This is a genomic window from Microvirga massiliensis (assembly GCF_001006805.1).
GTDB lineage: Bacteria > Pseudomonadota > Alphaproteobacteria > Rhizobiales > Beijerinckiaceae > Microvirga > Microvirga massiliensis.
In genome coordinates this window covers 392,084-414,864 of the sequence record NZ_LN811355.1, presented here as the reverse complement: position 1 = coordinate 414,864, position 22,781 = coordinate 392,084, and the positions used below count along the sequence as shown (strand labels likewise).

General features: G+C 65.1%; 26 protein-coding genes. 12 read left to right on the top strand and 14 right to left on the bottom strand.

The window, feature by feature from the left end; translation table 11 throughout:
- Positions 1-13 precede the first annotated feature (13 nt).
- The 7 genes from BN1233_RS20405 to BN1233_RS20375 form a co-directional block, all read right to left on the bottom strand.
- Positions 14-1,051 (bottom strand): ABC transporter ATP-binding protein, encoded by a 1,038-nt coding sequence (locus BN1233_RS20405; RefSeq protein WP_046865406.1) that lies wholly within the window; start codon positions 1,049-1,051, stop codon positions 14-16.
- Positions 1,027-2,103 carry an ABC transporter ATP-binding protein gene (locus BN1233_RS20400; protein ID WP_082145551.1) on the bottom strand — a complete coding sequence of 359 codons (1,077 nt, stop codon included), beginning with the start codon at positions 2,101-2,103 and terminating at the stop codon, positions 1,027-1,029. Before BN1233_RS20400 ends, BN1233_RS20405 begins: the two co-directional genes overlap by 25 nt.
- A gap of 3 nt (positions 2,104-2,106) precedes the next feature.
- Complete coding sequence (locus tag BN1233_RS20395) at positions 2,107-2,973, bottom strand: ABC transporter permease (RefSeq protein WP_046865405.1); 867 nt, start codon at positions 2,971-2,973, stop codon at positions 2,107-2,109.
- A complete protein-coding gene (locus BN1233_RS20390; protein ID WP_046865404.1) occupies positions 2,973-3,914 on the bottom strand; it encodes an ABC transporter permease in 942 nt (313 codons plus the stop codon). The genes BN1233_RS20395 and BN1233_RS20390 overlap by 1 nt, the downstream gene beginning before the upstream one ends.
- Before the next feature lie 308 nt (positions 3,915-4,222).
- A complete protein-coding gene (locus BN1233_RS20385; protein ID WP_046865403.1) occupies positions 4,223-5,755 on the bottom strand; it encodes an ABC transporter substrate-binding protein in 1,533 nt (510 codons plus the stop codon).
- A 24-nt stretch (positions 5,756-5,779) separates the two neighbouring features.
- Positions 5,780-6,541 carry a creatininase family protein gene (locus BN1233_RS20380; protein WP_046865402.1) on the bottom strand — a complete coding sequence of 254 codons (762 nt, stop codon included), beginning with the start codon at positions 6,539-6,541 and terminating at the stop codon, positions 5,780-5,782.
- A 31-nt stretch (positions 6,542-6,572) separates the two neighbouring features.
- Entirely contained in the window at positions 6,573-7,721 is a 1,149-nt protein-coding gene (locus tag BN1233_RS20375; RefSeq protein WP_046865401.1) for a mandelate racemase/muconate lactonizing enzyme family protein, read from the bottom strand.
- Positions 7,722-8,009: 288 nt separating this feature from the next.
- Between BN1233_RS20375 and BN1233_RS20370 the strand changes: the two genes are divergently transcribed.
- The 7 genes from BN1233_RS20370 (at position 8,010) to BN1233_RS20340 (ending at position 12,436) form a co-directional block, all read left to right on the top strand.
- The gene (locus tag BN1233_RS20370; RefSeq protein WP_046865400.1) at positions 8,010-8,774 is read left to right on the top strand and encodes an alpha/beta fold hydrolase; all 765 of its coding nucleotides are present in this window, start codon (positions 8,010-8,012) and stop codon (positions 8,772-8,774) included.
- Between the two features lie 4 nt (positions 8,775-8,778).
- Positions 8,779-9,672: an alpha/beta fold hydrolase gene (locus BN1233_RS20365; RefSeq protein ID WP_244470612.1), complete on the top strand. Its 894-nt coding sequence runs from the start codon at positions 8,779-8,781 to the stop codon at positions 9,670-9,672.
- Positions 9,669-10,160, top strand: a complete 492-nt coding sequence (locus tag BN1233_RS20360; RefSeq protein WP_046865399.1) for a class I SAM-dependent methyltransferase — start codon at positions 9,669-9,671, stop codon at positions 10,158-10,160. Before BN1233_RS20365 ends, BN1233_RS20360 begins: the two co-directional genes overlap by 4 nt.
- Positions 10,161-10,253: 93 nt before the next feature.
- The gene (gene cysE, locus BN1233_RS20355; protein WP_046865398.1) at positions 10,254-11,090 is read left to right on the top strand and encodes a serine O-acetyltransferase; all 837 of its coding nucleotides are present in this window, start codon (positions 10,254-10,256) and stop codon (positions 11,088-11,090) included.
- Positions 11,091-11,168: 78 nt separating this feature from the next.
- A complete protein-coding gene (locus BN1233_RS20350; RefSeq protein WP_046865397.1) occupies positions 11,169-11,381 on the top strand; it encodes a DUF3126 family protein in 213 nt (70 codons plus the stop codon).
- A gap of 81 nt (positions 11,382-11,462) precedes the next feature.
- The gene (locus BN1233_RS20345) at positions 11,463-11,789 is read left to right on the top strand and encodes a DUF6949 family protein (RefSeq protein ID WP_425311730.1); all 327 of its coding nucleotides are present in this window, start codon (positions 11,463-11,465) and stop codon (positions 11,787-11,789) included.
- Positions 11,790-11,905: 116 nt separating this feature from the next.
- Positions 11,906-12,436, top strand: coding sequence for a gamma carbonic anhydrase family protein (locus tag BN1233_RS20340; RefSeq protein WP_046865395.1), 531 nt, complete (start codon positions 11,906-11,908; stop codon positions 12,434-12,436).
- Positions 12,437-12,562: 126 nt separating this feature from the next.
- Here BN1233_RS20340 and BN1233_RS20335 read toward each other — a convergent pair whose 3' ends face one another.
- The 3 genes from BN1233_RS20335 to BN1233_RS20325 all read right to left on the bottom strand — a co-directional run bounded on the left by BN1233_RS20335 (position 12,563) and on the right by BN1233_RS20325 (position 14,986).
- Positions 12,563-13,207: a transglutaminase-like cysteine peptidase gene (locus BN1233_RS20335; protein WP_425311729.1), complete on the bottom strand. Its 645-nt coding sequence runs from the start codon at positions 13,205-13,207 to the stop codon at positions 12,563-12,565.
- 269 nt (positions 13,208-13,476) lie between these two features.
- Positions 13,477-14,109 carry a transglutaminase-like cysteine peptidase gene (locus BN1233_RS20330; protein WP_046865393.1) on the bottom strand — a complete coding sequence of 211 codons (633 nt, stop codon included), beginning with the start codon at positions 14,107-14,109 and terminating at the stop codon, positions 13,477-13,479.
- A gap of 259 nt (positions 14,110-14,368) precedes the next feature.
- Positions 14,369-14,986: a PilZ domain-containing protein gene (locus tag BN1233_RS20325; protein WP_046865502.1), complete on the bottom strand. Its 618-nt coding sequence runs from the start codon at positions 14,984-14,986 to the stop codon at positions 14,369-14,371.
- 116 nt (positions 14,987-15,102) lie between these two features.
- Here BN1233_RS20325 and BN1233_RS20320 point away from each other — a divergent pair, with 116 nt between their 5' ends.
- On the top strand, positions 15,103-15,918 hold the full coding sequence (locus tag BN1233_RS20320) for a rhomboid family intramembrane serine protease (RefSeq protein WP_046865392.1): 816 nt from the start codon (positions 15,103-15,105) through the stop codon (positions 15,916-15,918).
- A gap of 129 nt (positions 15,919-16,047) precedes the next feature.
- Complete coding sequence (locus tag BN1233_RS20315) at positions 16,048-16,479, top strand: CBS domain-containing protein (RefSeq protein WP_046865391.1); 432 nt, start codon at positions 16,048-16,050, stop codon at positions 16,477-16,479.
- A gap of 54 nt (positions 16,480-16,533) precedes the next feature.
- On the opposite strand, the gene BN1233_RS20310 is transcribed toward BN1233_RS20315, so the two are convergent.
- The 3 genes from BN1233_RS20310 to folE form a co-directional block, all read right to left on the bottom strand.
- A complete protein-coding gene (locus BN1233_RS20310) occupies positions 16,534-17,541 on the bottom strand; it encodes a patatin-like phospholipase family protein (RefSeq protein WP_046865390.1) in 1,008 nt (335 codons plus the stop codon).
- A gap of 118 nt (positions 17,542-17,659) precedes the next feature.
- Positions 17,660-18,067: a phosphoribosyl-AMP cyclohydrolase gene (gene hisI / locus BN1233_RS20305; protein WP_046865389.1), complete on the bottom strand. Its 408-nt coding sequence runs from the start codon at positions 18,065-18,067 to the stop codon at positions 17,660-17,662.
- Positions 18,068-18,140: 73 nt separating this feature from the next.
- Positions 18,141-18,776 carry a GTP cyclohydrolase I FolE gene (folE, locus tag BN1233_RS20300; protein ID WP_046865388.1) on the bottom strand — a complete coding sequence of 212 codons (636 nt, stop codon included), beginning with the start codon at positions 18,774-18,776 and terminating at the stop codon, positions 18,141-18,143.
- A 167-nt stretch (positions 18,777-18,943) separates the two neighbouring features.
- Here folE and BN1233_RS20295 point away from each other — a divergent pair, with 167 nt between their 5' ends.
- From BN1233_RS20295 to thrS, 3 genes are all read left to right on the top strand, one after another.
- Positions 18,944-19,393, top strand: coding sequence for an iron-sulfur cluster assembly scaffold protein (locus tag BN1233_RS20295; RefSeq protein WP_046865501.1), 450 nt, complete (start codon positions 18,944-18,946; stop codon positions 19,391-19,393).
- A gap of 2 nt (positions 19,394-19,395) precedes the next feature.
- On the top strand, positions 19,396-19,734 hold the full coding sequence (yidD, locus tag BN1233_RS20290) for a membrane protein insertion efficiency factor YidD (RefSeq protein ID WP_046865387.1): 339 nt from the start codon (positions 19,396-19,398) through the stop codon (positions 19,732-19,734).
- Positions 19,735-19,796: 62 nt separating this feature from the next.
- Positions 19,797-21,776, top strand: coding sequence for a threonine--tRNA ligase (gene thrS, locus BN1233_RS20285; protein ID WP_046865386.1), 1,980 nt, complete (start codon positions 19,797-19,799; stop codon positions 21,774-21,776).
- Between the two features lie 99 nt (positions 21,777-21,875).
- Here thrS and BN1233_RS20280 read toward each other — a convergent pair whose 3' ends face one another.
- Complete coding sequence (locus tag BN1233_RS20280) at positions 21,876-22,730, bottom strand: hypothetical protein (RefSeq protein ID WP_244470614.1); 855 nt, start codon at positions 22,728-22,730, stop codon at positions 21,876-21,878.
- Positions 22,731-22,781: the final 51 nt, after the last annotated feature.

The window sequence follows — 22,781 nt, the reverse complement described above, 5'->3', positions numbered from 1 at the left end:
GGGCTCCCACCAATCAGGGTCGAGCTGGGGTCGGCGTCAGCAGAAGGCCTTTCGCCGCGAGTTCAGCCTGCCGGATGCAGGCGACGCTGTGACCGGGAGAAACCTCCTCGGTCGGCGGGACGCCCTTGCCGCATGCCTCGATGGCATAGGGGCAGCGGGTGCGGAACACGCAGCCCGACGGCGGATCGAGCGGGCTCGGAATGTCGCCCTTGAGGATGATACGCTCGCGCCTGGCGCGTGGGTCGGGCACCGGCACCGCCGACAGCAGCACCTGGGTGTAGGGATGGTGCGGATTGGCATAGACCTCCCGCGCAGGCCCCTTTTCCATGATGCGCCCGAGGTATAGCACCACGATGTCGTCGCACAGGTATTCGACCACCGACAGATCGTGCGAGATGAACAGCATGGTCAGGCCGAGCTGCTGCTGCAGCTCCTGGATCAGGTTGAGCACCTGAGCCTGCACCGACACGTCGAGCGCTGAGACCGGCTCGTCGGCGATGATCAGCTCGGGCTCGACCGCCAGTGCCCGGGCGATGCCGATGCGCTGGCGCTGGCCGCCCGAAAACTCGTGCGGGTAGCGGCGCGCATGTTCCGGCCTCAAGCCCACGCGGTCGAGCAGCTTCGCGATGCGCTCCTGGCGCGCGGCGCCCTTGGCGAGGCGGTGCGTGTCGATAGCCTCGCCAATGATGTCGCCGACGCGCATGCGCGGGTTCAGGCTGGAATAGGGGTCCTGGAAGATGATCTGCAGACGCCGGCGGTAGGGGCGCAGCGCCTTTTCCGACAGCCGGAACAGGTCGACGCCGTCGAAGAAAGCCTCGCCACCGGATGGATCAATGAGCCGCAGGATGCAGCGACCAGCCGTCGTCTTGCCCGAGCCGGACTCGCCGACGATGCCAAGAATGCTGCCGCGGCGCACGTCGAATGAGACGTCCGTCAGGGCGCGCACGATGCCGCTGGACGTGGCGAAGCGCTTGTCGAGGTTGCGCACCGACAGCAGGGTGTCGCCATTTAGCGGGCTCGCGCGGGTCACAGCTCGTCGTACCTCCAGCATCGTGACCGGTGGTCTTCGGACACGGGGATGAGCGGTGGCATTTCACGACAGCGCTCCACCACCAGAGGGCAGCGCGGCTGGAAGGGGCAGCCCTCGGGCAGGTCACTCGGGCTCGGGACATTGCCCGGGATGGAATTGAGCAGGCGCCGGCCGCCTTCCGCGGTGCGGTCGCGCCGCACGTCGGGGATGCAGGCGAGCAGGCCACGCGTATAGGGATGGCGCGGACGCTCGAACACGTCGAGCACCGGGCCCTGCTCGACCACTCGGCCCGCATACATCACGGCCACCTCGTGGGCGATCTCGGCCACGACGCCGAGATTGTGGGTGATGAACAGGATGCTCATGCCGATCTCATGCTGCAGGCGGCGCAGGAGATCGAGGATCTGGGCCTGGATGGTGACGTCGAGCGCGGTCGTCGGCTCGTCGGCGATGAGCAGCGACGGGTTGCACGAGAGCGCAAGCGCAATCATGACGCGCTGCCGCATGCCGCCGGACATTTCATGCGGATATTGATCGAGCCGCCGTTCCGGCGCCGGAATCTCCACGAGTTCGAGCATGCGCTTGGCCCGGGCCCGCGCGTCGGCCCGGGACAACGGCTCGTGCAGCAGGATCATTTCCATGATCTGGTCGCCGACCGTGAAGAGCGGATTGAGGCTCGTCATCGGCTCCTGAAAGATCATCGCGATCTCGCGGCCGCGGATGGCGCGCATGCGCTTCTCCGGCAGTGTGGCGAGGTCGACGACGTCGCCGTCGCGCAGGCGGTAGAGAATGCGTCCGCCGACGATGCGGCCGGGATGCGAAAGTAGCCGCATGATGCTGAGGCTCGTCACCGACTTACCGGATCCGGACTCGCCGACCACCGCCAGCGTCTGTCCGCGCCGGAGTGAAAAGCTGACGCCGTCGACGGATTTGACGGCGCGCGTGCCCTGGATGAAATGCGTCTGCAGGTCTTCGACCGTGAGCAGCCTGTCGGAAGCGGGCGCCGGCCGGGTCTGCGCCTGTTTGGCCGCTTCGCGGGCCGCCTCCTGAGCTGCGGTCAGAGCCGTCGCCATCGCTCAGAGATCCTTTCTCAGGCGCGGGTCGAGCAAGTCGCGCAGGCCGTCGCCGACGAGCTGCAGCGAGAGCACGGCGAGCACGATGGCGATGCCGGGAAACAGCGTCATCCAGTCCGCCTGACCGACATATTGCCGGCCGGCGGCGATCATGGTGCCCCAGGTTGGGATCTCCGGGCTCACGCCGACACCGAGGAAGGACAGGCCTGCTTCCGCCAGCATCGCATAGGCGAAGATGAAGGTGGCCTGGACCAGGATCGGTGAGACGAGATTGCGCAGGACGTGCCGGATCATGATGCGCCACGTCGGCACCCCGAGTGCCCGGGCCGCCTCGACGTAAGGCAACTCGCGGATGATCAGCGTCGAGGCGCGCACGATACGGGCGAGCCGAGGCGCGTAGACGATGCCGAGCGCCACGATGACGGTGGCGAGCGACGGCCCGAGAGCCGCGACCAGCGAGATCGCTAGCAGGATGTCGGGGAAGGCCATCATGGCGTCGACGATCCGCGCGATCACCGGATCCGCCCGGCGAAAGAAGCCGGCGATCAGGCCGAGCGCGATGCCGATGGCGGCCGCCAGAAGGGTCGCGACCGCGCCGACAAGCAGGGACAGCTGGCCCGCATAGATCGTGCGGCTGAAGATGTCGCGGCCGAACTCGTCGGTGCCGAACCACCAGCGCTCGCCCGGCGGCTTCAGCCGGTTGACCACCGACAACCTGGTTGGCGAATAGGGCGCAATGAGCGGGGCGAAGATCGCAAGCAGGGCGATCAGAGTGAGCACGATCAGGCCGATCAGCAGCGTCTTGCGCTGGACGATGAGGCTCGCGAGCTTCGGGGAGCCCGCGACAACCGGGGAGGCGACGGCAGCCATCAGTAACGCACCCGCGGATCGATCAGCAGATAGAGCATGTCGATCGCAAAGTTGATCAGCACATAGAGGGCCGCGATCACGAGCAGCGCGCCCTGGATCACGGGATAGTCGCGGCGCAGCACGGCCGAGACGACGAGATTGCCGACACCAGGCAGGCCGAACACCGTCTCGGTCACGACGGCGCCGGAGATGAGCAGCGCCGCAGTCAGGCCGATCACCGTCAGCACGGGAATCAGCGCGTTCTTGAAGGCGTGCTTCATCACAACACGGAACTCGCCCATGCCCTTCGAGCGCGCGGTGCGGACATAGTCGTCATTGAGCACGTCGAGCATGGAGGCGCGCGTGAAGCGGATGATCAGGGCCGAGCTCACGATGCCCAGTGCCAGCGCCGGCAGCACCAGATGCGATAGCCGCGTCAGGAATGAAGCGTCGGGCCCGCCATAGCCCGATACCGGGAGCCAGCCGAGCCGCACGGCGAAGACCTGGATCAAGATCAGGCCGAGCCAGAAGCTCGGGATGCTCGCCGCCAGCATGGCGAGCGTCGTCGCGAGCTGGTCGAACAGCGAGCCGCGCCTGTAGGCGGACAGGATGCCGACCGGCAGCGCGATGACGCTCGCGATCAGGATTGAGAACACGGTCAGGAAGAAGGTCGGCTCGGCCCGCTCGCCGAGCGCGCTGAGCACCGGCATGTTGAGGAAGATGCTTTGGCCGAGATCGCCTCTGAGCAGCTGCCCGAGGAAGTAGACGTATTGAACGACGAGCGGCTGGTCGAGCCCAAGCCGCTCCCGCAAGGCCGCGATGTCGGCCGGCGTGGCGTCGGGCCCCAGCATCACCGCCGCCGGATCGCCCGGAGCCACCCGCACGATGACGAACACGATCGTCACTACCGTGAACATCACCGCCAACATGCCGACGATGCGCTGGATGACGTAGCGAGTCATGGCGGGTCAGCTCCGAGGGTGCTGAAGGGCGGGCAGCGGATCTTGGCGTGCCGTCCGCCATCGGGTGGGTGATCGGTATCATTCCCGGCAAAACTTTCCGGATGAAGTCCGGGGCGGGAGGGGAAAGGAACTCAGGAACGCCGACCTCTATGGATCCGGTTCTCCCTCCCTTGACCAGAGCCTGCCGTCGCGTCGACCTAGGCTGAGCCTGTTGGGCGCGCCTGAGGATGACACCCTCTCCTGTCACGCCGGGCCCGCGCGGCCGGGAGAGGGACCAAGCAAGGATCAGAACACGGCACCGCCCCCCATCACTGCTTCAGGTACGCATTCCAAAAGTAAGGCCAGGGCGATGCCGTAAATCCCTGCAGGCGCGGGGCCTTGGCATTGAGCGCGTTGAAGTCACCGACTTTGTAGAACGGGACCTCCTCGTAGATCAGCTTCTGTAGGTCGGCCCAGATGGCAACCCGCTTCTTCTGGTCCATCTCGGTGTTGAACGCCGTCAGCAGCTTGTTCTTGGCCTCGCTCGCCCACCAGCCTGGGTAAGTGTCGGGGAGGGGCGCGATGAGGGCCGGCTCGGGCAGGAACGGGCTGTGCGTGATGAAGATATCCCACAAGGCCGGCTCGGCCCGGCGCTGGACGAGCGTCGCCCAATCTACGACCTGCAAGTCTACCTTGAGGCCCGCGGCCTTCAGGTATTCGGCCGCGACCTGCGCCATCTTGTAGTGGAACTCGTACTGGCGGCTCGTCAGGATGCGGATCGGCGTCCCGTCATAGCCGGCCTTCTTGGCGAGCGCTGCCGCCTTGTCGGCATCGCCCTGGTTGTAGGCCTCGGTGCCGACGTCAGTGTGCCAGATATAGCCCTTCGGGTACATGGCGCCGTCGAGGGCGTAGAATTCCGGCTTGCCGAAGGCCGCCGCCAGCATGTCCTCCGCATTGAGGGCCGCCTGCACGGCCTTGCGCAGGTCTGGCTTGGTCATCATGCCTTGCTTGTTGTTCATGATGAACATTGGCCAGCCGAAGGCTTCGAGCATCAGCGGCTCGGTCTTGGACTGGCCTTTGAGACGATCGAAGGCTTCGACCGGCAGCAGGTCAGCATAGTCGAACTGGCCGGCCAGCGCTCCCTCGACGCGAGTGTTGGCGTCCGGTACAGGCACGAAGCGGATCTCGTCGAGATACTGCTTGCGGGCGCCGCCGAAGCCATCGGGCTCACCCGGCCGCGCCTTGTAGCCGTCGAAACGCACGAGCTGGATGTACGCGTCGGCCTTGCGTTCCTTCAGCTGGTAGGGGCCCGTGCCGATGACCTCCTTGATCGGGTTCTCCATGTGGTCAGCCGGCATGATCACCGCGGCCGAATTGTTGAAGGCCAGGAGTGCCGTTAGCGGCGCGTAGGGCTCCTTCAGCGTCAGGCGCACGGTATGGTCGTCGACGGCGTCGATCGCCTGGATGTTGCCGGCGACGAGCCTTCCGCGCGAGGCAAGCTCCATCCAGCGCTTGAGCGAAGCGACCACGTCCTTGGCGGTCATCGGCTGACCATTGTGAAAGGTGACGCCCTGGCGCAGGGCGATGGTGTAGACCTTGCCGTCGGCCGAGATCTCCGGGAGTTTTTCGGCCAGGAGCGGCGTCAGCTCCCAGTCCTGGCCGAACGTGAATAACGTTTCGTAGAAGTGCTGGGTGATCATGCCGAGCAGATCGCCAGCAGAAATCATCGGATCGAGGGTGTTGGGCTCGCCGATGGTCGCGACCGTGACGGTGCCGCCGCGCTGCTGCGCTACTCCCGGCTGCGGATCGGCGCATATCAGCGTGACGAGGGCCGCGCCGGCGTAAGCCAATGACCTCAACATATGTGCGTCTCTCCGTATCTGCGCCTAAGTTGCGCGCGCCAAGGTCTCGATGACATGCGCCAGCTGGTCGACCACGGCCGCGGTGATGCGCTCGCCCTTGGCAGCGCTGGCGCTCGATGGGTCGCCGACCACGCCTGTCCCGCCGGACATGTCTTTCATGCTGCGGAACAGGGCACCGCGGGCTGGCAGGATCATGTCGGCATTGGCCCAGTCGTAGGTCTCGACATAGCTCATGCCGGATACGAGCTCGCGCCGCACGCTGTCGGGCGCGGCCAGCAGCATGAGCGAGGTCTCGAATTCGCAGGCGTGGTTGATTCCGGCGAAGCCGGATTCGCGGATGGCACTCAGTTCCGGGGCGGCGAGCCGCCACCAGGTCAGCATGGCGATGCGGCAGTCGCGGTGCTTCGCGCCAAAAGTTTCCAGCAGGACTTGGCCAATGGCCTGGTTGCCGCCGTGGCTGTTGAACAGGACGATGTTGCGGAACCCGTGCCGGGCCACGGATTCGAGGATCTCACCGACATAAGCCAGGAAGGTCTCGTGCCGGATCGATAAGGTGCCGGCGAAATCCATGTGGTGCTCGGAGCAGCAGACTTTGACCTGCGGCAGGATGAGCACCCGCTGACCGAGTCGATCCTCGAGCCGGCTGAGAAAATGGTCGCCGATGCGGGCATCCGTTTCGAGCGGCAGGTGCGGCCCATGCTGCTCGATGGCCGCGACGTTGAGCACCACGGGAATGGCGCGGTCGAGAGCCGCGATCTCGTTGGTCGTGAACTGTTCCCAACGCATGGTCGCGCTGGCTCCATTCGGGTGGCGGCGGTTACGAAATCACACGCTCAGCGACGCGGAAACGCGTGATCGCTTCTTCGTCGGGGCGCACGCCGAGCCCCGGCCCGTCCGCGGGGATGCGCACATGGGGCGGCTCGAAGGTGAGCGGCGTCGCCAGGAGATCATGGCTGCGGATCATGCGCCCGAAGATATCGCCTGGCCATACGCAACTGCGTGCCGCAGCCGACTGGTGGACGTACATCGCCTCCAGGATGCCGAGATCGACCTCCGAGCCGTGCCAGCAATAGAGGCCGGCCGTCGTTGCGATATGGTCGAGTGCCTGGAACTTGGCGAGGCCACCGTTGAAATTGAAGCCGTCTGCCGCGTGATGGGCGATAGCGTTGATGGCATCGTACGGGCGCTGGCCCTGGTAGACATAGGGCAGGGAGACATGCAGCACGATGGGGATCGAGGAAAAGCGCCTGAGCTCGGCGAAGTCGAGCAGCATCCAGCGTGGCAGCGGATCCTCGAGCAGCAGGACATTGCCGATCTTCTCGAGTTCCCGGATGATCGGCCGAGCATTCCCAGAATTCTCCCAACGCTGGTTCGGATCAAAAATCACCTTCATGCCGGGTGCATGTTCCCTAATATGCGCGCACCAGCCGGCGACATCGTCCTCGAGATCGCATTTGAACTTGATGACGGCGTAGCCTTGGTCGGCGTAGCGCCGCACCCATGGGCCGACTTCGTCCTGGGTGCGGTGGCTGGACCAGGCGCTGACATGCACCCGGTCGCGAATGACGCCGCCGAGCAGGCGGTGCAGTGGAACGCCGAGCGACTTGGCATAGGCGTCCCAGATGGCGCATTCGAATCCGTCGTACTCGCGACAAAGCGGCAGTGGCAGGTCCTGCAGGGGCAGGTCAAGGATAGATTGGCCAAGCAGGTTAGCGCAGATTGCCTCGATACGCGGCCATTCGTGGTCGCGATAGAACTCGCCGAGCCCGACCGTTCCATCCGCGAGCGTCATGCGGAGGATCAGCTTGGGCAGTTCGTCGAACTGCACGCTCCAGCTCGCCTTGCCGCCGACCGGCAGCATGTGCAGTGGTTTGGCTAGGCTGGGTGAATTGATCACGCCCGGGTGGGCGGGAACGATGACCTCATCGAACCGGAAGGAAGCAATAGCCTTGTCGGACGGATGCATGGCGGGCGCTCCCCGCGGATCCAATCGCCGCGGCAAATAGAGTCTGGTCCACAGCCGTCAACGGCGTCCTGCATTCATTTGTCCTGGAGAGATCCGATGCCAGGGGCAGCGCGCAGGCGCATCTACAGCTCGGCTCGCCGTGCCTCGGCCTTGCAACTTACACCATGCTCATTGCGGAGGAGACGTTCTGGCACTCCTTCTGAACTTGCGCGAATTGGGCCAGCTGGCCCACCTTTCCAACACGCCGGAAGGCTGCCATAGGCAGTCTGCTTTCAGACACGAGCCGCGATGCAGTTCTTCTCCTCCCAAGGCGTTCGCCTCGCCTATATCGACGTGCCGCCCGAAAGCGGGTCCGGCGATCCTGTCCTGCTCGTCCACGGCTTTGCCTCGAACCATGCCGTGAACTGGGTGAACACGCTCTGGGTTACGACCCTGACCCGCGCGGGCTACCGCGTGATCGCCCTCGACAACCGGGGGCATGGCCAGAGCCAGAAGCTCTACCGTCCGGAAGACTACGATTCCTCCGTCATGGCAGGCGACCTTCGCCGTCTCCTCGACCATCTCGACCTCGAGCGGGCGGATCTCATCGGCTACTCGATGGGAGCGCGCATCGTTGCGCATCTGGCCCTGCTCTCGCCGGCGCGGGCGCGATCCATCGTTCTCGGCGGCCTCGGCATCCGCCTCGTCCACGGCGTCGGCCTGCCGATCGGGATCGCGGACGCCATGGAAGCGCCATCCCTTGATGACCTAACCGATCCGATGCAGCGCATGTTTCGGGCTTTCGCGGAGCAGACCCGCAGTGATCTGAAGGCGCTGGCTGCCTGCATCCGAGGCTCCCGCCAGACGCTTACGGAGGAGGAGGTCGTCTCCATCCGGGTGCCGACCCTCGTCGCCGTCGGGACGAAGGACGACGTGGCGGGGTCCGGGCCGGCCCTGGCGCAGCTCATGCCGAATGCCCGGAGCCTCGAGATCCCCGGGCGCGATCACAACCTCGCGGTCGGCGACAAGGTGCACAAGCAGGGCGTGCTCGCCTTCCTGGCCGAGAGGCCTTGAGCCGGTGAGCCGCAGCTTCACTGGCGCCGCCGGCAACCGGCTCGTGGCAACCGAGATGGGCCCGCCTGGGGCCCCGGTGCTCCTCATGCATGGCGGCGGGCAGACGCGCCATGCCTGGTCGCGCACGGCGCGCCGGCTCGCCGAGGCCGGGTGGCATGCGGTCGCCGTCGACCAGCGAGGCCACGGCGACAGCGACTGGATTCCAGACGGCGCCTATAGCTTTCGCGACTTTGCGGATGATGCCCTTGCGGTGGCGGCGCAACTCACCCATGAGCAGGGGCGCCGACCGGTGGCGGTGGGTGCGTCGCTTGGAGGAATCGCCTCGCTCCATGCTCTGGGCCGTACCGGCACGCCCTGCTTCGCGGGTCTGGTGCTCGTGGACATAGTGCCGAAGATGGATCCGGCCGGCGTCTCGCACATCCAGAGCTTCATGCGTGCGCGGGCGCGCGAAGGCTTCGCTTCGATCGAGGAAGCGGCCGATGCGGTCGCAAGATATCTTCCGCACCGCCCGCGGCCTTCCTCCAACGAAGGGCTTCGCAAGAACCTGCGCGAGCATCCGGATGGACGCTGGCGCTGGCACTGGGATCCGCGCTTCCTCGACGGGCCGCGCGCCGCCGGCGCGGAGCGAGACGGTGTGGAACACGAACTCGTCGAGGCCGCACGGTCTTTGAGCGTTCCGACGCTTCTGGTTCGAGGAGCGTCGAGCGAACTCGTGACCCAGGCCGCGGTGGATCAGTTTCTGGCGCTCGTCCCCGGGGCCGAGTTCCGGGAGGTCTCCGGCGCGCGTCACATGGTGGCCGGAGATCGGAACGACATCTTCGCGGATGCGATTCTCGATTTCCTGGCGCGCCTGCCGCACGAGGCGAATGTGCAGCACCGGGCCGAGGTCGTGCCGTGACTCGGCTCGAAAGCGCGATCCGCCGTCTCTCGGCGCAGCGGGATCTCCTCGACTGGGCGGCCCGTGACGTCGAATCGCGCAAAGGGATCGTGGTCGAACTCGGCCTCGGCAATGGCCGCACCTACGACCATCTCCGGAATCGGCTTCCCGGCCACCGCATCATGGTGTTCGAGCGAAGCGTGGCCGCGCATCCCGACTGCATCCCTTCGTCCGATTGCCTCCTGCTGGGCGATATCGGGGAGACGCTGCCGGCTTTCGTGGCCGATGGACACGCGGGAACTGCCATTCTGATTCATGCCGATATCGGAACGGGAGATACAGCGACGAGCGATGCGCTCGCGGCTGCAATCTCTCCGGCGGCCGAAGCTCTTCTCGCGCCCGGTGGGCTGCTCGTTGCGGACCGGGCCTACCGATTGCCGGACTGCGAGGATATCTCGGGCGAGACGGGTGTGCCGCAGGGTCGCTATTTCGTATACCGCCGCAGGTGAGGATTCGGGCAGGTCTAATGGAGGAGACCCGGGGGAGACGGACCGCCGGTGCATGCCTATATTGGGTCTGGTCGACAGGACAGGATGACGAGCATGAGCCGAGCATTGAGTCGAGTCGAAAGCGGTGATCCCGCGACAGCCGTCGTTGATCCGATCTGGGCCCGACTCCGGCAGGAGGCCGACACGGCGCTTCGGCGCGAGTCGGCTCTGTCGGGATTTCTGCTCGCGAGCATTCTGAACCAGCCGAGCCTCGAGGCCGCGATCATTCATCGCATCGCATGCCGGCTCGGGCATGTCGCACTTCCTGCGGATCTCATCGAGCAGGCCTATCTCGAGGCGGTAGAGCATGATGCCTCGATCGGGCAGGCGTTCCGCCTCGATGCCCTGGCCGTCGTCGACCGGGATCCCGCCTGCACGCGCCTTCTCGAGCCGATCCTCTATTTCAAGGGCTTCCACGCGATCCAGACGCACCGCCTGGCTCATTGGCTGTGGGAGCAGGGACGGCAGGACTTTGCGCTCTACCTGCAGAGCCGGTCCTCGGAAGTGTTCCAGACAGATATCCACCCGGCCGCCCGGATCGGGCGCGGGATCTTTCTCGATCATGCGACGGGCCTCGTCGTCGGCTCGACCGCGCTGATCGAGGACAATGTTTCGATGTTGCAGGACGTAACGCTTGGCGGGACCGGCAAGGACCGCGGCGACCGTCACCCCAAGATCCGTCACGGCGTGCTGATTGGTGCGGGCGCCAAAATTCTCGGCAACATCGAGGTCGGCCAATGCGCGCGCGTGGCGGCCGGGTCCGTCGTCCTCCAGCCCGTTCCGCGCAACACGACCGTCGCAGGCGTGCCCGCGCGGGTGGTGGGAACGGCCGGATGCGCCGAGCCCGCCCGATCGATGGATCAGATCCTGCGGGAACTCGACCCCGCCTGACGCAGGCGGCTTGTCGCCCTTGCTCCGACTTCGTCGACGTGGCAAGGGCACGCCTCCTCAGAACGGAAAGGCATCTGCGTGGACAAGACCGAACTCGCCAAGGTGGAAAAGTATATGCGGCGCACCTTTTCGAACGCCTCGATCCGGGTCGTCGCGCGCGCCAAGAAGACCGACTCGGCGGAAGTCTATATCGGCGAGGAATTCGTAGGCGTGATCTTCGTCGACGACGAGGATGGCGACCGCTCCTTCAATTTTTCCATGGCGATCCTCGATACCGATCTGGAAGACTGATCGCGTTAACCATAGCGGCGGAACGTCCTTAACGCTTCATTAAGACTTGGGCAGAGTGCACGGGCTTCCGGAGCACTCGTGATGATCGATCCGTCCGCACTCGAATCAATCCTGACCCTGGTGCTCGGCTTCGCGTTCGCCGGCGTCCTTGCCAGCGGGTTCGAGCTGATGACGGAGCGTCGGGCGAGCTTTCACCTACTGCAGGGCGGAGATTTCTTGGCGCTCGCTAGCGTGCCGGTCGTGGTGTTCTCGGCTCCCGTGATCATCATCCGGAACATGGTGAAGGGGCGCCGGATCGAAGGACGCCCCATCCCGTTCGTGATGATGGCAACCATCATCGCGTGTTTCTGGAGCATGCTCTGCGGAACGCTCGTGCTCGATTTGGCGCGCCTTATCTCCGGTGCCTGAGCACTGGGGCGTGCAGTGCTGCGCTGCGTGCGCCTGGGCGTTTCCCGCTCACGCCTTGACCTTCGCGCCAGGGGCCGTCATCTGCGCTGATCCCATTGTCTTTTGCGGATCAGCTGATGCCTCTCTACAAGCTCGACGACTTCCGTCCGGAACTCCCGCCTTCGGGGCGTGTCTGGATTGCACCTGATGCACAGGTCATCGGGAATGTGCGCCTCGGCGAAGACGTGAGCATCTGGTTCGGCGTCGTGATCCGTGGCGACAACGAGCTGATCGATATCGGGGCCGGCTCAAATATCCAGGACGGGACGGTCATTCACACCGATCCGGGCGCTCCGCTCGTGATGGGGAGGGGGTGCACCATCGGGCACAAGGCTATGCTCCACGGCTGCATCCTGGGAGAGAACGTGCTGATCGGGATGGGTGCGACCGTGCTGAACCACGCGCGAATCGGCGCGAACTCGCTCGTCGGGGCCGGCGCCCTGGTCACCGAGGGAAAGGAATTTCCCGAGAACTCGCTGATCCTGGGAGCTCCTGCCAGAGTCGTGCGAACCCTGGACGACGCGGCCATCGAGAGCCTGCGCGGGACGGCGAGACATTACGTTCAGAATTCGCAGCGCTTCGCCCGGGGGCTGCAGCGCATCGACTGAAGGCGCTTGGCGGCGGAGGAGTCCGGCCGCGCTACGTCCAAATCAACCAAGACCCTGCCGTCGCCGGCAGGGAGCGAGACTTCCTCAAAGCCATATCCGGGGCGGCAAGGCGCCCCGGGAGAAGAGTTATCGGTTGGCCGTGGTCGTCGGCGACACGCGCCCGCCGAGCGAGACCCATGAGGTCGAGTCCTGGCTCTCCCGCTTCACGTAGGTGTAGCCGGTCTCCTCCCAGGGCAGGACCGTCGAGGTCTTGTTGTCGAGAATGATGTCTCCGCGATCGGTGCGGAGCATGAGCACCGCGTGGCCCTCACCGAGCTCGTCGATCACGACCGTCATCCGCATCGCACGGCGGGGGAGCCCGCGCTCCGCGAGGATGCGACGCTTCAGAAGCTGGTAGTCCTCGCAATCGCCCATGCCGTCGTCCGGAAACTCCCAACGGTCGACGAGGCCCCAATGGTCACGGTCGGTGATCGGGCGGATCTTGGCATTCACCTGCCGGTTCACGGAGACGATCGTGCTCCAGACCTGCGGTGTCAGCGAGATGACCGGAGCTTCGTTCGTATCGACGGCGCACTCGGACGGGAAGTCCTGGCAGAATTTGGTCCAGGCGAGAATCGGCTTGGCCGGCCCAACTCTCTCCGCCAGTGGCGTGCCGTTTGGCATGGGCGCGAGTGTCTGGGCCTGGGTGTTCGCACCCGCAATCGTGAGGGGCAATCCGATGAGGATCGCGCCCAGGCACTTTTCCCAGGAGGCGATTCTGCCTCCGGACACGAAACGAAAGATTGGCTCGAGAAGAGCGTGCCGCATTGCCCCCGCAGCCCCGGTTAAGGTTTCTTTAACCAAAGCTGCCACGGTCGGGCAGGGGGCTCAAGCCAAAAGTAAAGGGTGGGTTAACGCGCCGCGGAAGCTCGCGTTCCGGTATGCTCAATTTGCCGCAGGAAGCCTGAAAAAGGAGCGGGGCCAGCCGATGGCTGGCCCCGCGAACGCGAATCGGCCCGGGATGGGATGGGTGGGGAACTGGCCGGCTCGCGGTTTCCTGTTCAGCGGTTGGCGGTGGTCGTGGGAGCGGACGACTCGCCGAAGGACGTCCAGCCGCGCCCGTGCTGCCCCTCCCGCTTGACGAAGACGTAGCCGGTGCGGTCCCAGGGCAGGACCTTCTGGGTCTTGTTGTCGAGGACGAAATCCCCGCGATCGGTACGGACCATCAGGACCGCATGCCCCTCGCCCTTCTCATCGATTACGACCGTCATCAGCAGGGCGCGCCTCGGAAAGCCGGCCTCGACGAGGAGGCGACGCTTCAGGAGCTGGTAATCTTCGCAATCACCGAAGCCATCCGTCGGGTAATTCCAGCGATCCGGCACACCCCAATGGTCGTCGTCGGCGAGCGGCCGCACGGTGGCATTCACCCGGTTGTTGACCGAAACGATTTTCTGCCAGATCTGCCGCGTGAGAGGGATCTCGGTGGGTTCACCGAGATCGATGGAGCATTCCAAGGGATTTTCGGAACAGAAGGCATCCCAGGCAGGAATGGGGCGTGCCTCGCCCTCCGTCGAGGCTGCGCTGGTCGCCCGGGGCAGGCTGGCATAGGCCTGTGCATCGGCCGGATGCGCGGCGAACAGCAGGCAAGCCGCGAATGTGGCCGCGCTGATGATCTGCCTCGCCTTTGGCTGCATGGTTCTGCTCCCTTCGTTGGGAGCAGGTTTGGCTCACGCGGCTTCCACGGGCCTGAAAGAGCCGTGTGCAATTTTATCGAACGAGGGCTTCCCTTCGGCTTTGCCTGCGCAGGGCGAACGGGGTGTTGCGACGATCCGGCAGGAGATCGGGTTTCGGGCGACGTTCCGTTTACGATGCGGCATGATCCGTGCGGGACACCGGCTGCCGAACAGGGTCATGCCGCGGTTCGGCTCTCGGTTCGCGCAACGGCCCGGCGTGTCAGAGGACGATATTCTCGTCGAACCGGTCGGGCGACAGCGGCAACATGAACTCGACCGCGACTCCGCCCTCGAAGTACCGGACGACCCGGCCCGGCGTTTTCCCGATCACCACGGGCGTTCCGATTGCAGGCTGCTCGATCAGGCTGAGAGCCGCGCCCGAGAGAGAGACGTCTATGAGGCGAGCCGCGAGAGGGCCGGCATCCCCGATAGCCAGGGATACTACGGTCTGTCGCGGAACGATGCGCTCGTGCCGGCGGTCTTCCGGGAGGCCGAGCGCATGCCGGTTGGCGAGCCAGGTCAGCTGCGAGGCGAGCTTGTCGCGCTTTCTGGCCGTCGCGGCGACCGTCAGGGCGAGCCCGAGGTCGGTATGGCGGACAACCTGCCCCTCGATCCGTCCCACATGCTCGAGATAGACCACGATACGCTCGCCGATGAGACCCTTGACCGGGGCAACGAGCCGAAGGCCGCCCGGCGACATGTCGACGCTCTGGCACGGGAATTCCTGCCGGCTCGTCAGCATGTAGCGGCCGAGCAACGCCACAGCGACCCGCTGGTGGCGGCGGCGATCGACAGGCCGCGATGCTCGCGGGAGGAGGGCAGCGGTTTGGGCTGACATGCTCTGGGAGCGGCTGACGGGTCTGAATCCGGGAGGCCAGATTGGAGACCCCGCCGTTAACATGCCGTTAGCGCGCGCAGCTTGCACATCGCCTTCGGCGTCCGACATGGTGGACCATGGCATGGCAAACGGATCCTCGGCACGAGCCGATCTTCAACATCCCCCGATCGGTCGTCCTTCTGATCGCGGCATTCATCCTCATCCATGCGGTCCGTACGCTCCTGTTGTCGGATGATACCGCCGTCGAGGTTCTGTTCGACTGGGCCGTGATCCCGCTCCGATGGTCCTTGGCTCTGGGCTTTGTAACACCCGAGCAAGCGCTGGAGAGCGCGAGGCAATTTGCTCCCACGGATAACGGGCTTCGCTTGGCCCTCACCGAGTTCGTCCTAGACTCCGGCAGTGGGCGCTTCTGGACGGGGCTGAGCTACGCCGTCCTGCACGGCTCCTGGGCCCACATTCTCGTCAATAGTCTCTGGCTCGTGGCTTTCGGCTCCCCGGTGGCGCGCCGTTGCGGGACCGCGCGGTTTCTGATCCTGGCCGCGGCCTCCGCGATCGGCGGGGCGGTTGCCCACGTCCTGCTTCACCCTCTGCAACCGCTGCCGCTCGTCGGCGCCTCGGCTTCGGTCTCCGGCATGATGGCTGCGGCTGCGTGGTTCATGTTTTCACCGCTCGTCTTCGGTCGCGACGGTCGTCCGCTCGAGCCACATGACCGCCCGAGAGAGCGGATCGGTGGCCTGTTGCGCAACCGGCCGGTCGTGATCTTCCTAGTGGTCTGGTTCGGCCTCAATTACCTCTCCGCCCAACTGGCGGGGCCGCTCGGCATGACGGATGCAAGCATCGCATGGGAGGCGCATGTCGGCGGTTTCGTCGTCGGCCTCTTGCTGTTCCCGCTTCTCGACCCGCTCGGAGCAAGAGCACGGCCCTCGCACTGAAGCGGCATGCGTTCGGTCTAAATGACCGGTGCAGCTTGCATATAGCTCCGAATGGCGGGATCATTCCGTTTTGAGACTGCGCCAGTCGTGTTCGTATTGTGAACAGGGCGGCGTCGAAAGGAGGAGCTGATGACTGTCGAGCGCATTCTTTCGGACAAGGGCAGGGCCGTCGTGACTGTCGAGCCCGATCGTACGCTCGCCGAGGCGGCGCGTCTCCTGACCGAGAAGCGGATCGGCGCGGTTGTCGTGAGTGACAAATCACGACCGGTCATCGGCATTCTGTCCGAGCGCGATATCGTCAGGGGAATTGCAAGCCACGGCGCGCAAATCCTGGAAGAGCCCGTTTCGCGGTGCATGACCACGAAGGTCGTGACCTGCGTAGGGCATACCGGGGTCTTGGAAGTGCTCGAGCTGATGACCAACGGGAAGTTTCGGCACGTGCCCGTCGTCGAAGATCATCAGCTCGTCGGCATCGTGTCGATCGGCGACATCGTGAAATATCGTCTCGCTCAGGCAGAGGCCGAAACGCGCGCGATGCGCGATTACATCGCCACCGCGTGAGCCTTCGGGCGAAGGACGACGATCGCCGCAGAGAAAGGGATCGCCGCTGTATCGTCAGGCGATCGCCCTGGTCTCCTGGAGAAGTTCGAGGATATCCGGGAGCACCCGCTCGGCGGCTTGGCGGCCAAGTTCGATGCACTCCGCGGCGCGATGAAAATCGAACAATCCGACACGCGCCAGCTTCGGGGCGATCATGACGTCCGGTGGATCGCCGGCGAGACGTGAGCGCGCAATCCGATCCTGCGTAATGTTGAAGGCGTCGATCATGACGGTCGCGATGCCTGGAGCATTCGGCCGGCGTGGGCGGTTGACGCGCGCCGGAGCGAAGATACCCCAGCGCCTGGGCTCGTTCATCGCTTCCGTGATCCCGTCTTCCTCCGGATCGGTCGGATCATGCGACTGAATCACGGTTCCGCGCGTTCGGACTTCGTTGTTGAGGTTCACGCAGATTACGAGGTCTGCCCCTAATGCCCGTGCAACCGTGATCGGGATCGGATTCACGAGGGCGCCGTCCATGAGCCAGCGCCCGCCCAGGAAGATCGGGTCGAAAATCCCGGGCAGGGAATAGGATGCCCGCATGGCCGGCACGAGCGGACCCCGCGTGAGCCAGATCTCATGGCCAGTCACGAGTTCCGTTGCGACCATCCCGAAGCGCATCGGCAGATCTTCGATGCGCAGATCGGCCAAATCCCGTTCGAGGAGGCGCTGGAGGCGGCTGCCGGCGATCAGGCCCGAGCCGCTGATGTGAAAATCGAGAAGGCCCATGACGCGCCGCTTCGTGAGCGAAGTCGCGAAGGCCTCGAGTTCGTCGAGCTTACTCGCCGCATAGCAGCCGCCGACAACGGCTCCGATCGAGCAGCCTGCGATCACATCGGGAAGGATACCGGCCCCTGTGAGAACCCGCAGGACGCCGATATGGGACCAGCCACGCGCCGCGCCGCCGCCGAGCGCGAGCCCGATCCGCACCTTCGGCTTCGAATCCGGGAGGGACGTGTCCGGCACCTGTGGCTCTCCTCCGCCACCGAGCCCGGAATTACGCCGGGCGACCACGTCCCAAAGCATGGCGCAACCCTACAAAGCGAATATGACTTTCAATCACGAACTGTGAAGGTCGTATGAACAACGCCCAACTCTGCAATTCGGCTGAGGTCGAATGGCGGAATCATCGCCGCGCTCGGATTCAACTGTGGACAAGTGATGGTTCGCTGTCGCCGGTGACCACACGATAAAAGCAGGAACGCCGCCCCGTGTGGCAGCATCCGCCGTCTCCCGCGACACGCACCTTGAGCCACAAGGCATCCTGATCGCAGTCGACCCGCATTTCGACGACGGTCTGGATCTGACCGCTGGTCGCGCCCTTGTGCCAGAGTTCGCACCGGGAGCGAGACCAGTACCAGGCCTCTCCCGTCTCGATCGTGCGTCGCAGCGCATCCTGGTTCATATGTGCGACCATCAGGACTTCACCCGTCGAGGCGTCGGTCGCCACGCAGGTCATGAGCCCGTCGGGCCCGAACCGCGGAGCAAGAACCGATCCTTCCTCGATCTCTTCCTTCGATCCGGGCGATGAGAATAACGACGTCTGGGGCATGTCTGGCAGAGTCAGGGAACGCGCGCGGCAAGCACACACCGTCCCCGTTCAAACGTTGCGGGATTTCGATCCGTCAGGCGACGCCGTGGCGCACCAGAGTGAGAAACCGGACCTGTTCGGCTGGATCTTCCTTGAAGACGCCAGTGAACTGGGTCGTCAGGGTGAGGGCTCCAGGCTTCTGGACACCGCGCATCGACATGCACAGGTGCTCGGCCTCAAGCATCACGGCGACACCCCGCGGCTTGAGCTCCTCGTCGAGAGTGTCGGCGATCTGAGCCGTGAAGGCCTCTTGGGTCTGCAGGCGCTTCGCGTAGACGTCCACGAGGCGCGCGAGCTTCGAGAGGCCGACAACACCCTCGGAGGGGTAATAGGCGATATGCGCCTTTCCGAAGAACGGCACCATGTGGTGCTCGCAATGGGAGTGGAACGGAATGTCGCGCACGAGCACGATATCGCCGTAGCCCTGGACCTCGGAGAAGACCTTGTCGAGAACCTCGCCGGGATCCTGGCCGTAGCCGGAAAAGAGTTCCTCGAACGCTTTCACGACCCGTCGCGGCGTCTCGACGAGCCCCTCCCGCCGCGGGTCATCTCCCGCCCAGCCAAGAAGGGTGCGAACGGCCTCTTCCGCCTGCTCGCGGGTCGGGCGGCTCACCGGGGCTGCCTGATCCTGGTTCGAATTCGATCTCAAGGACTTAACCACACCGTCCATGTGGTGCCTCTCCTTTCACATATGTGCCGGGGCGCCTCCGGCCCGTGGGGCGGACCTGCCCGGCTCGACTGCGCGAGATTGACGGAATTGCCCGTCCTCGCGTCCGGGTCGCAGCGAGGCCCGGAACACCTTATATGGTGCTTCATGCTCGCGAAGCGACCAACCTGATGCTCGACGACATCTATAACCGCCGAATTCTCGAACTTGCCGCAGATATTCCACGCCTGGGCCGCCTTGCGGATCCGGATGCGAGTGCGACCGCTCACTCGAAGCTCTGTGGCTCGACCGTGACCGTCGATCTCAAGATGGAGGGGAACCGGGTCACGGACTTCGCCCACGAGGTCAAGGCATGTGCTCTTGGCCAAGCTTCGTCCTCGATCATGGGCCGCCTGGTGGTCGGTTCCTCGGCGGATGAGCTGCGCGCCATCCGCGAGGCGATGCGGCAGATGCTGAAGCAGGGAGGCGAGCCGCCGGACGGGCGCTGGTCCGAACTCGCGGTTCTGCAGCCCGTGCGGGACTTCAAGGCCCGGCATGCCTCCACGCTGCTGACGTTCGATGCAGTCGTAGATGCCGTCGATCAAATCGCGGCGCGGCAGTCCGTGCCGAGCGCCGTCTGATCATGCAGGCCGTCGCCCGCGCTGCGCATCTGGCGATCCGAGGCTACCAGCTGACTCTCTCGGGGCTCGTGGGCCGCCAGTGTCGGCACTGGCCGAGCTGCTCGGAATATACGGACGAGGCCATCCAGCGTCATGGCCTCTGGGCGGGAGGCTGGATGGGAGTCGCGAGAATCTGCCGCTGCGGGCCCCTCGGCACCGCGGGGATCGATCTGGTTCCGGATGCGTTGCCGCCCCATTCCGCGTGGTATATGCCGTGGCGCTATGGCCGCTGGCGGGGCGTGAATGTCCCTCCACCGACCTGTGAGGCGATCGAGCCGGACGGCGATCCCGCCTCTCACTAATCCTCGACACCGTCGGCCCCGCTTACCTGCTTTGTGGGCAGGAGTGAGCCAGGAGACTTTTGATGATCACCCTGACATTCCCGGATGGCGCACAGCGCCAGTATCAGCCTTCCGTCACGGGCCGCGAGGTCGTGGAAGGCATTGCGAAGTCGCTCGCCAAACGCACCGTCGCGATGGTGCTCGATGGCGTCGTTTCGGATCTCTCGGATCCGATCACGAAAGACACCAGGATCGAGTTCATCGGCCGCGACGACCCTCGTGCGCTGGAGCTCATCCGGCACGACTGCGCGCATGTCCTCGCGGAGGCGGTCCAGACCCTGTTTCCGGGCACGCAGGTCACGATCGGGCCGGTGATCGAGAACGGGTTCTATTACGATTTCGCGCGGCCCGAGCCGTTCACTCCGGACGATTTCTCGGCCATCGAAGCGAAGATGCGGGAGATCATCACGCGCGACGCGCCGTTCACGAAGACGGTGCTGAGCCGGGACGAGGCGCGCCGCGTGTTCGGGGACAAGGGCGAAACCTTCAAGCTCGAGTTGATCGACGCCATCCCCGCCGGCGAGGATCTGAAGATCTATGCCCAGGGCGACTGGTTCGACCTTTGCCGCGGTCCGCACATGACGTCGACCGGCAAGATCGGCAACGCCTTCAAGCTCATGAAGGTGGCGGGAGCTTATTGGCGCGGGGATTCCAGGAACCCGATGCTGACGCGGATCTACGGGACGGCCTGGGCGAACCAGGAGGATCTCGAAACCTACCTCCACCAGCTCGAGGAGGCCGAGAAGCGCGACCACCGGCGTCTTGGTCGCGAGATGGATCTCTTCCACTTCCAGGAGGAGGGACCAGGGGTCGTGTTCTGGCACCCGAAAGGCTGGACGCTGTTCCAGGAGATCGTCTCCTACATGCGCCGCCGCCTGAAGGGCGACTACGCCGAGGTGAACGCGCCGCAGATCCTCGACAAGTCCCTCTGGGAGACCTCGGGGCACTGGGGCTGGTACCGCGAGAACATGTTCGTCACGAAAACCGAGGACGACAGGGTTTTCGCGATCAAGCCCATGAACTGCCCGGGCCATGTGCAGATCTTCAAGCATGGCTTGAAGTCCTATCGCGATCTGCCCCTCCGGCTTGCTGAGTTCGGAGCCGTCTCGCGCTACGAGCCGAGCGGCGCCCTGCACGGCCTCATGCGCGTCAGGGCCTTCACGCAGGATGATGCGCATATCTTCTGCACCGAGGATCAACTCGCGGCCGAATGCCTGAAGATCAATGATCTGATCCTCTCGACCTACGCCGACTTCGGCTTCGAGGAGATCACCGTGAAGCTGTCCACGCGCCCCGAGAAGCGCGTCGGCACCGACGCGATGTGGGACCATGCCGAAGAGGTCATGGAGCGCGTGCTGAAGCAGATCTCCGACCAGTCGGGTGGGCGCATCAAGACCGGGATCAACCCGGGCGAGGGTGCCTTCTACGGTCCGAAGTTCGAGTATGTCCTTCGGGATGCGATCGGCCGGGATTGGCAGTGCGGGACGACGCAGGTCGACTTCAACATGCCGGAACGCTACGGGGCCTTCTACGTCGATCAGGATGGCCAGAAGAAGACGCCCGTCATGGTGCATCGGGCGATCTGCGGATCGATGGAGCGGTTCGCCGGCATCCTGATCGAGAACTATGCGGGTCATTTCCCGCTCTGGCTGGCCCCGGTCCAGGCCGTGGTGTGCACGATCGTGGCCGATGCGGATGACTTCGCCCACGAGGTCACCCGGCAGGCTCTCGCGCGCGGATTGCGGGTCGAGTCGGATCTTCGCAACGAGAAGATCACCTACAAGGTGCGGGAGCACTCGCTCGCCAAGGTCCCGGCTCTGCTCGTCGTCGGCAAGAAGGAGGCCGCGGAGCGCACGGTATCGATCCGCCGGCTCGGAAGCCCCGACCAGAAGACCATGTCGCTCGAGGCGGCGCTCGATGCGCTTGCCGCCGAGGCGGTGCCTCCGGATCTGCGTCGCGCGGCGGCGTCGCGTCGCGCCGACGTGCCGGAAGCAGCCGAGTAGCCTCGACAGCCGAGCTTTCCGGCCCCGACCGATGCGGGGCCGATGAGCCCAGCGAGTTAGCCAGCCCACGAAGGGGATGTCCCCTTCGTGGGCTTTCGATTACCGGCCCGTGACGATCTCGATGTCGCGGTTGAGCCCGCTCTCAACCTTGAACTCGCGGGTATAGACCTGCCCGTCGTGGCGGGCGATGAACACGTATTCGCCTTCCGCGAGCGTGACGGACGGGAATGCGCCGATTGCCTCCCGGATTACGTCTCCGCCCGGCGTCAGGACGCTGAACGCGGTGCCTGCGAAAGCCTCGCCTCCGGGCGCGGCGACGAGCTTCAGCGTCACTGTCGCCGCGCGATGATGCAGGGTTGCTTCCGTCACGCGACCGGTCTCGACCTTGAGATCCGCCCTCATGATGGAGTTCGCGTCCCCATAGGTCGACACCACGTGGTAGGTGCCTTCGGGCAGGCGGATGAGTTCCCCGGATCGGGCATCGGATAGCACGAGCCTGCCTTCCGAGTTCGAGCCGATCGGGACATAGACCGAGAAGCTGATCTGGCCGGGCGGGATCGGCTGCTCGGAGACCACCCCGGCGAGGCGCAGAGCCCCTGCGCTGATCGGCAGGCGCTCGATGATGTTTCCTGCCTGGACGGTGACGCGCTTCGATGCGCCTGCGAAACCGAAGGCAGCGTGAATGATGTAATTGCCGGGCGGCAGATTGAAGCTGGGCGCGGGTTCGGTCGAGCGTGCAGCGAGGACCGGCTCGCTGGTCCCACCGCGGTCCTCGTACACGCGCCATTGCAGCCCGGAACGGATCGGCTTGCCGTCGGTCGCATAGGAGGCGCTCGCATGGATCGTGATGTCGCCGGCGGGGGGGAGCGGAACCGATGGCGCGGTAAGGGATGGAATCGTGGACGGAGGCGCTGCGTCCTGGGCTTGTCCAGGCGCCAGCGGGGCCACGATCATGAGGGCGGCCAATACGGCTAGCGGGATTCGGGTCGGTCTCGGCATCTCGCA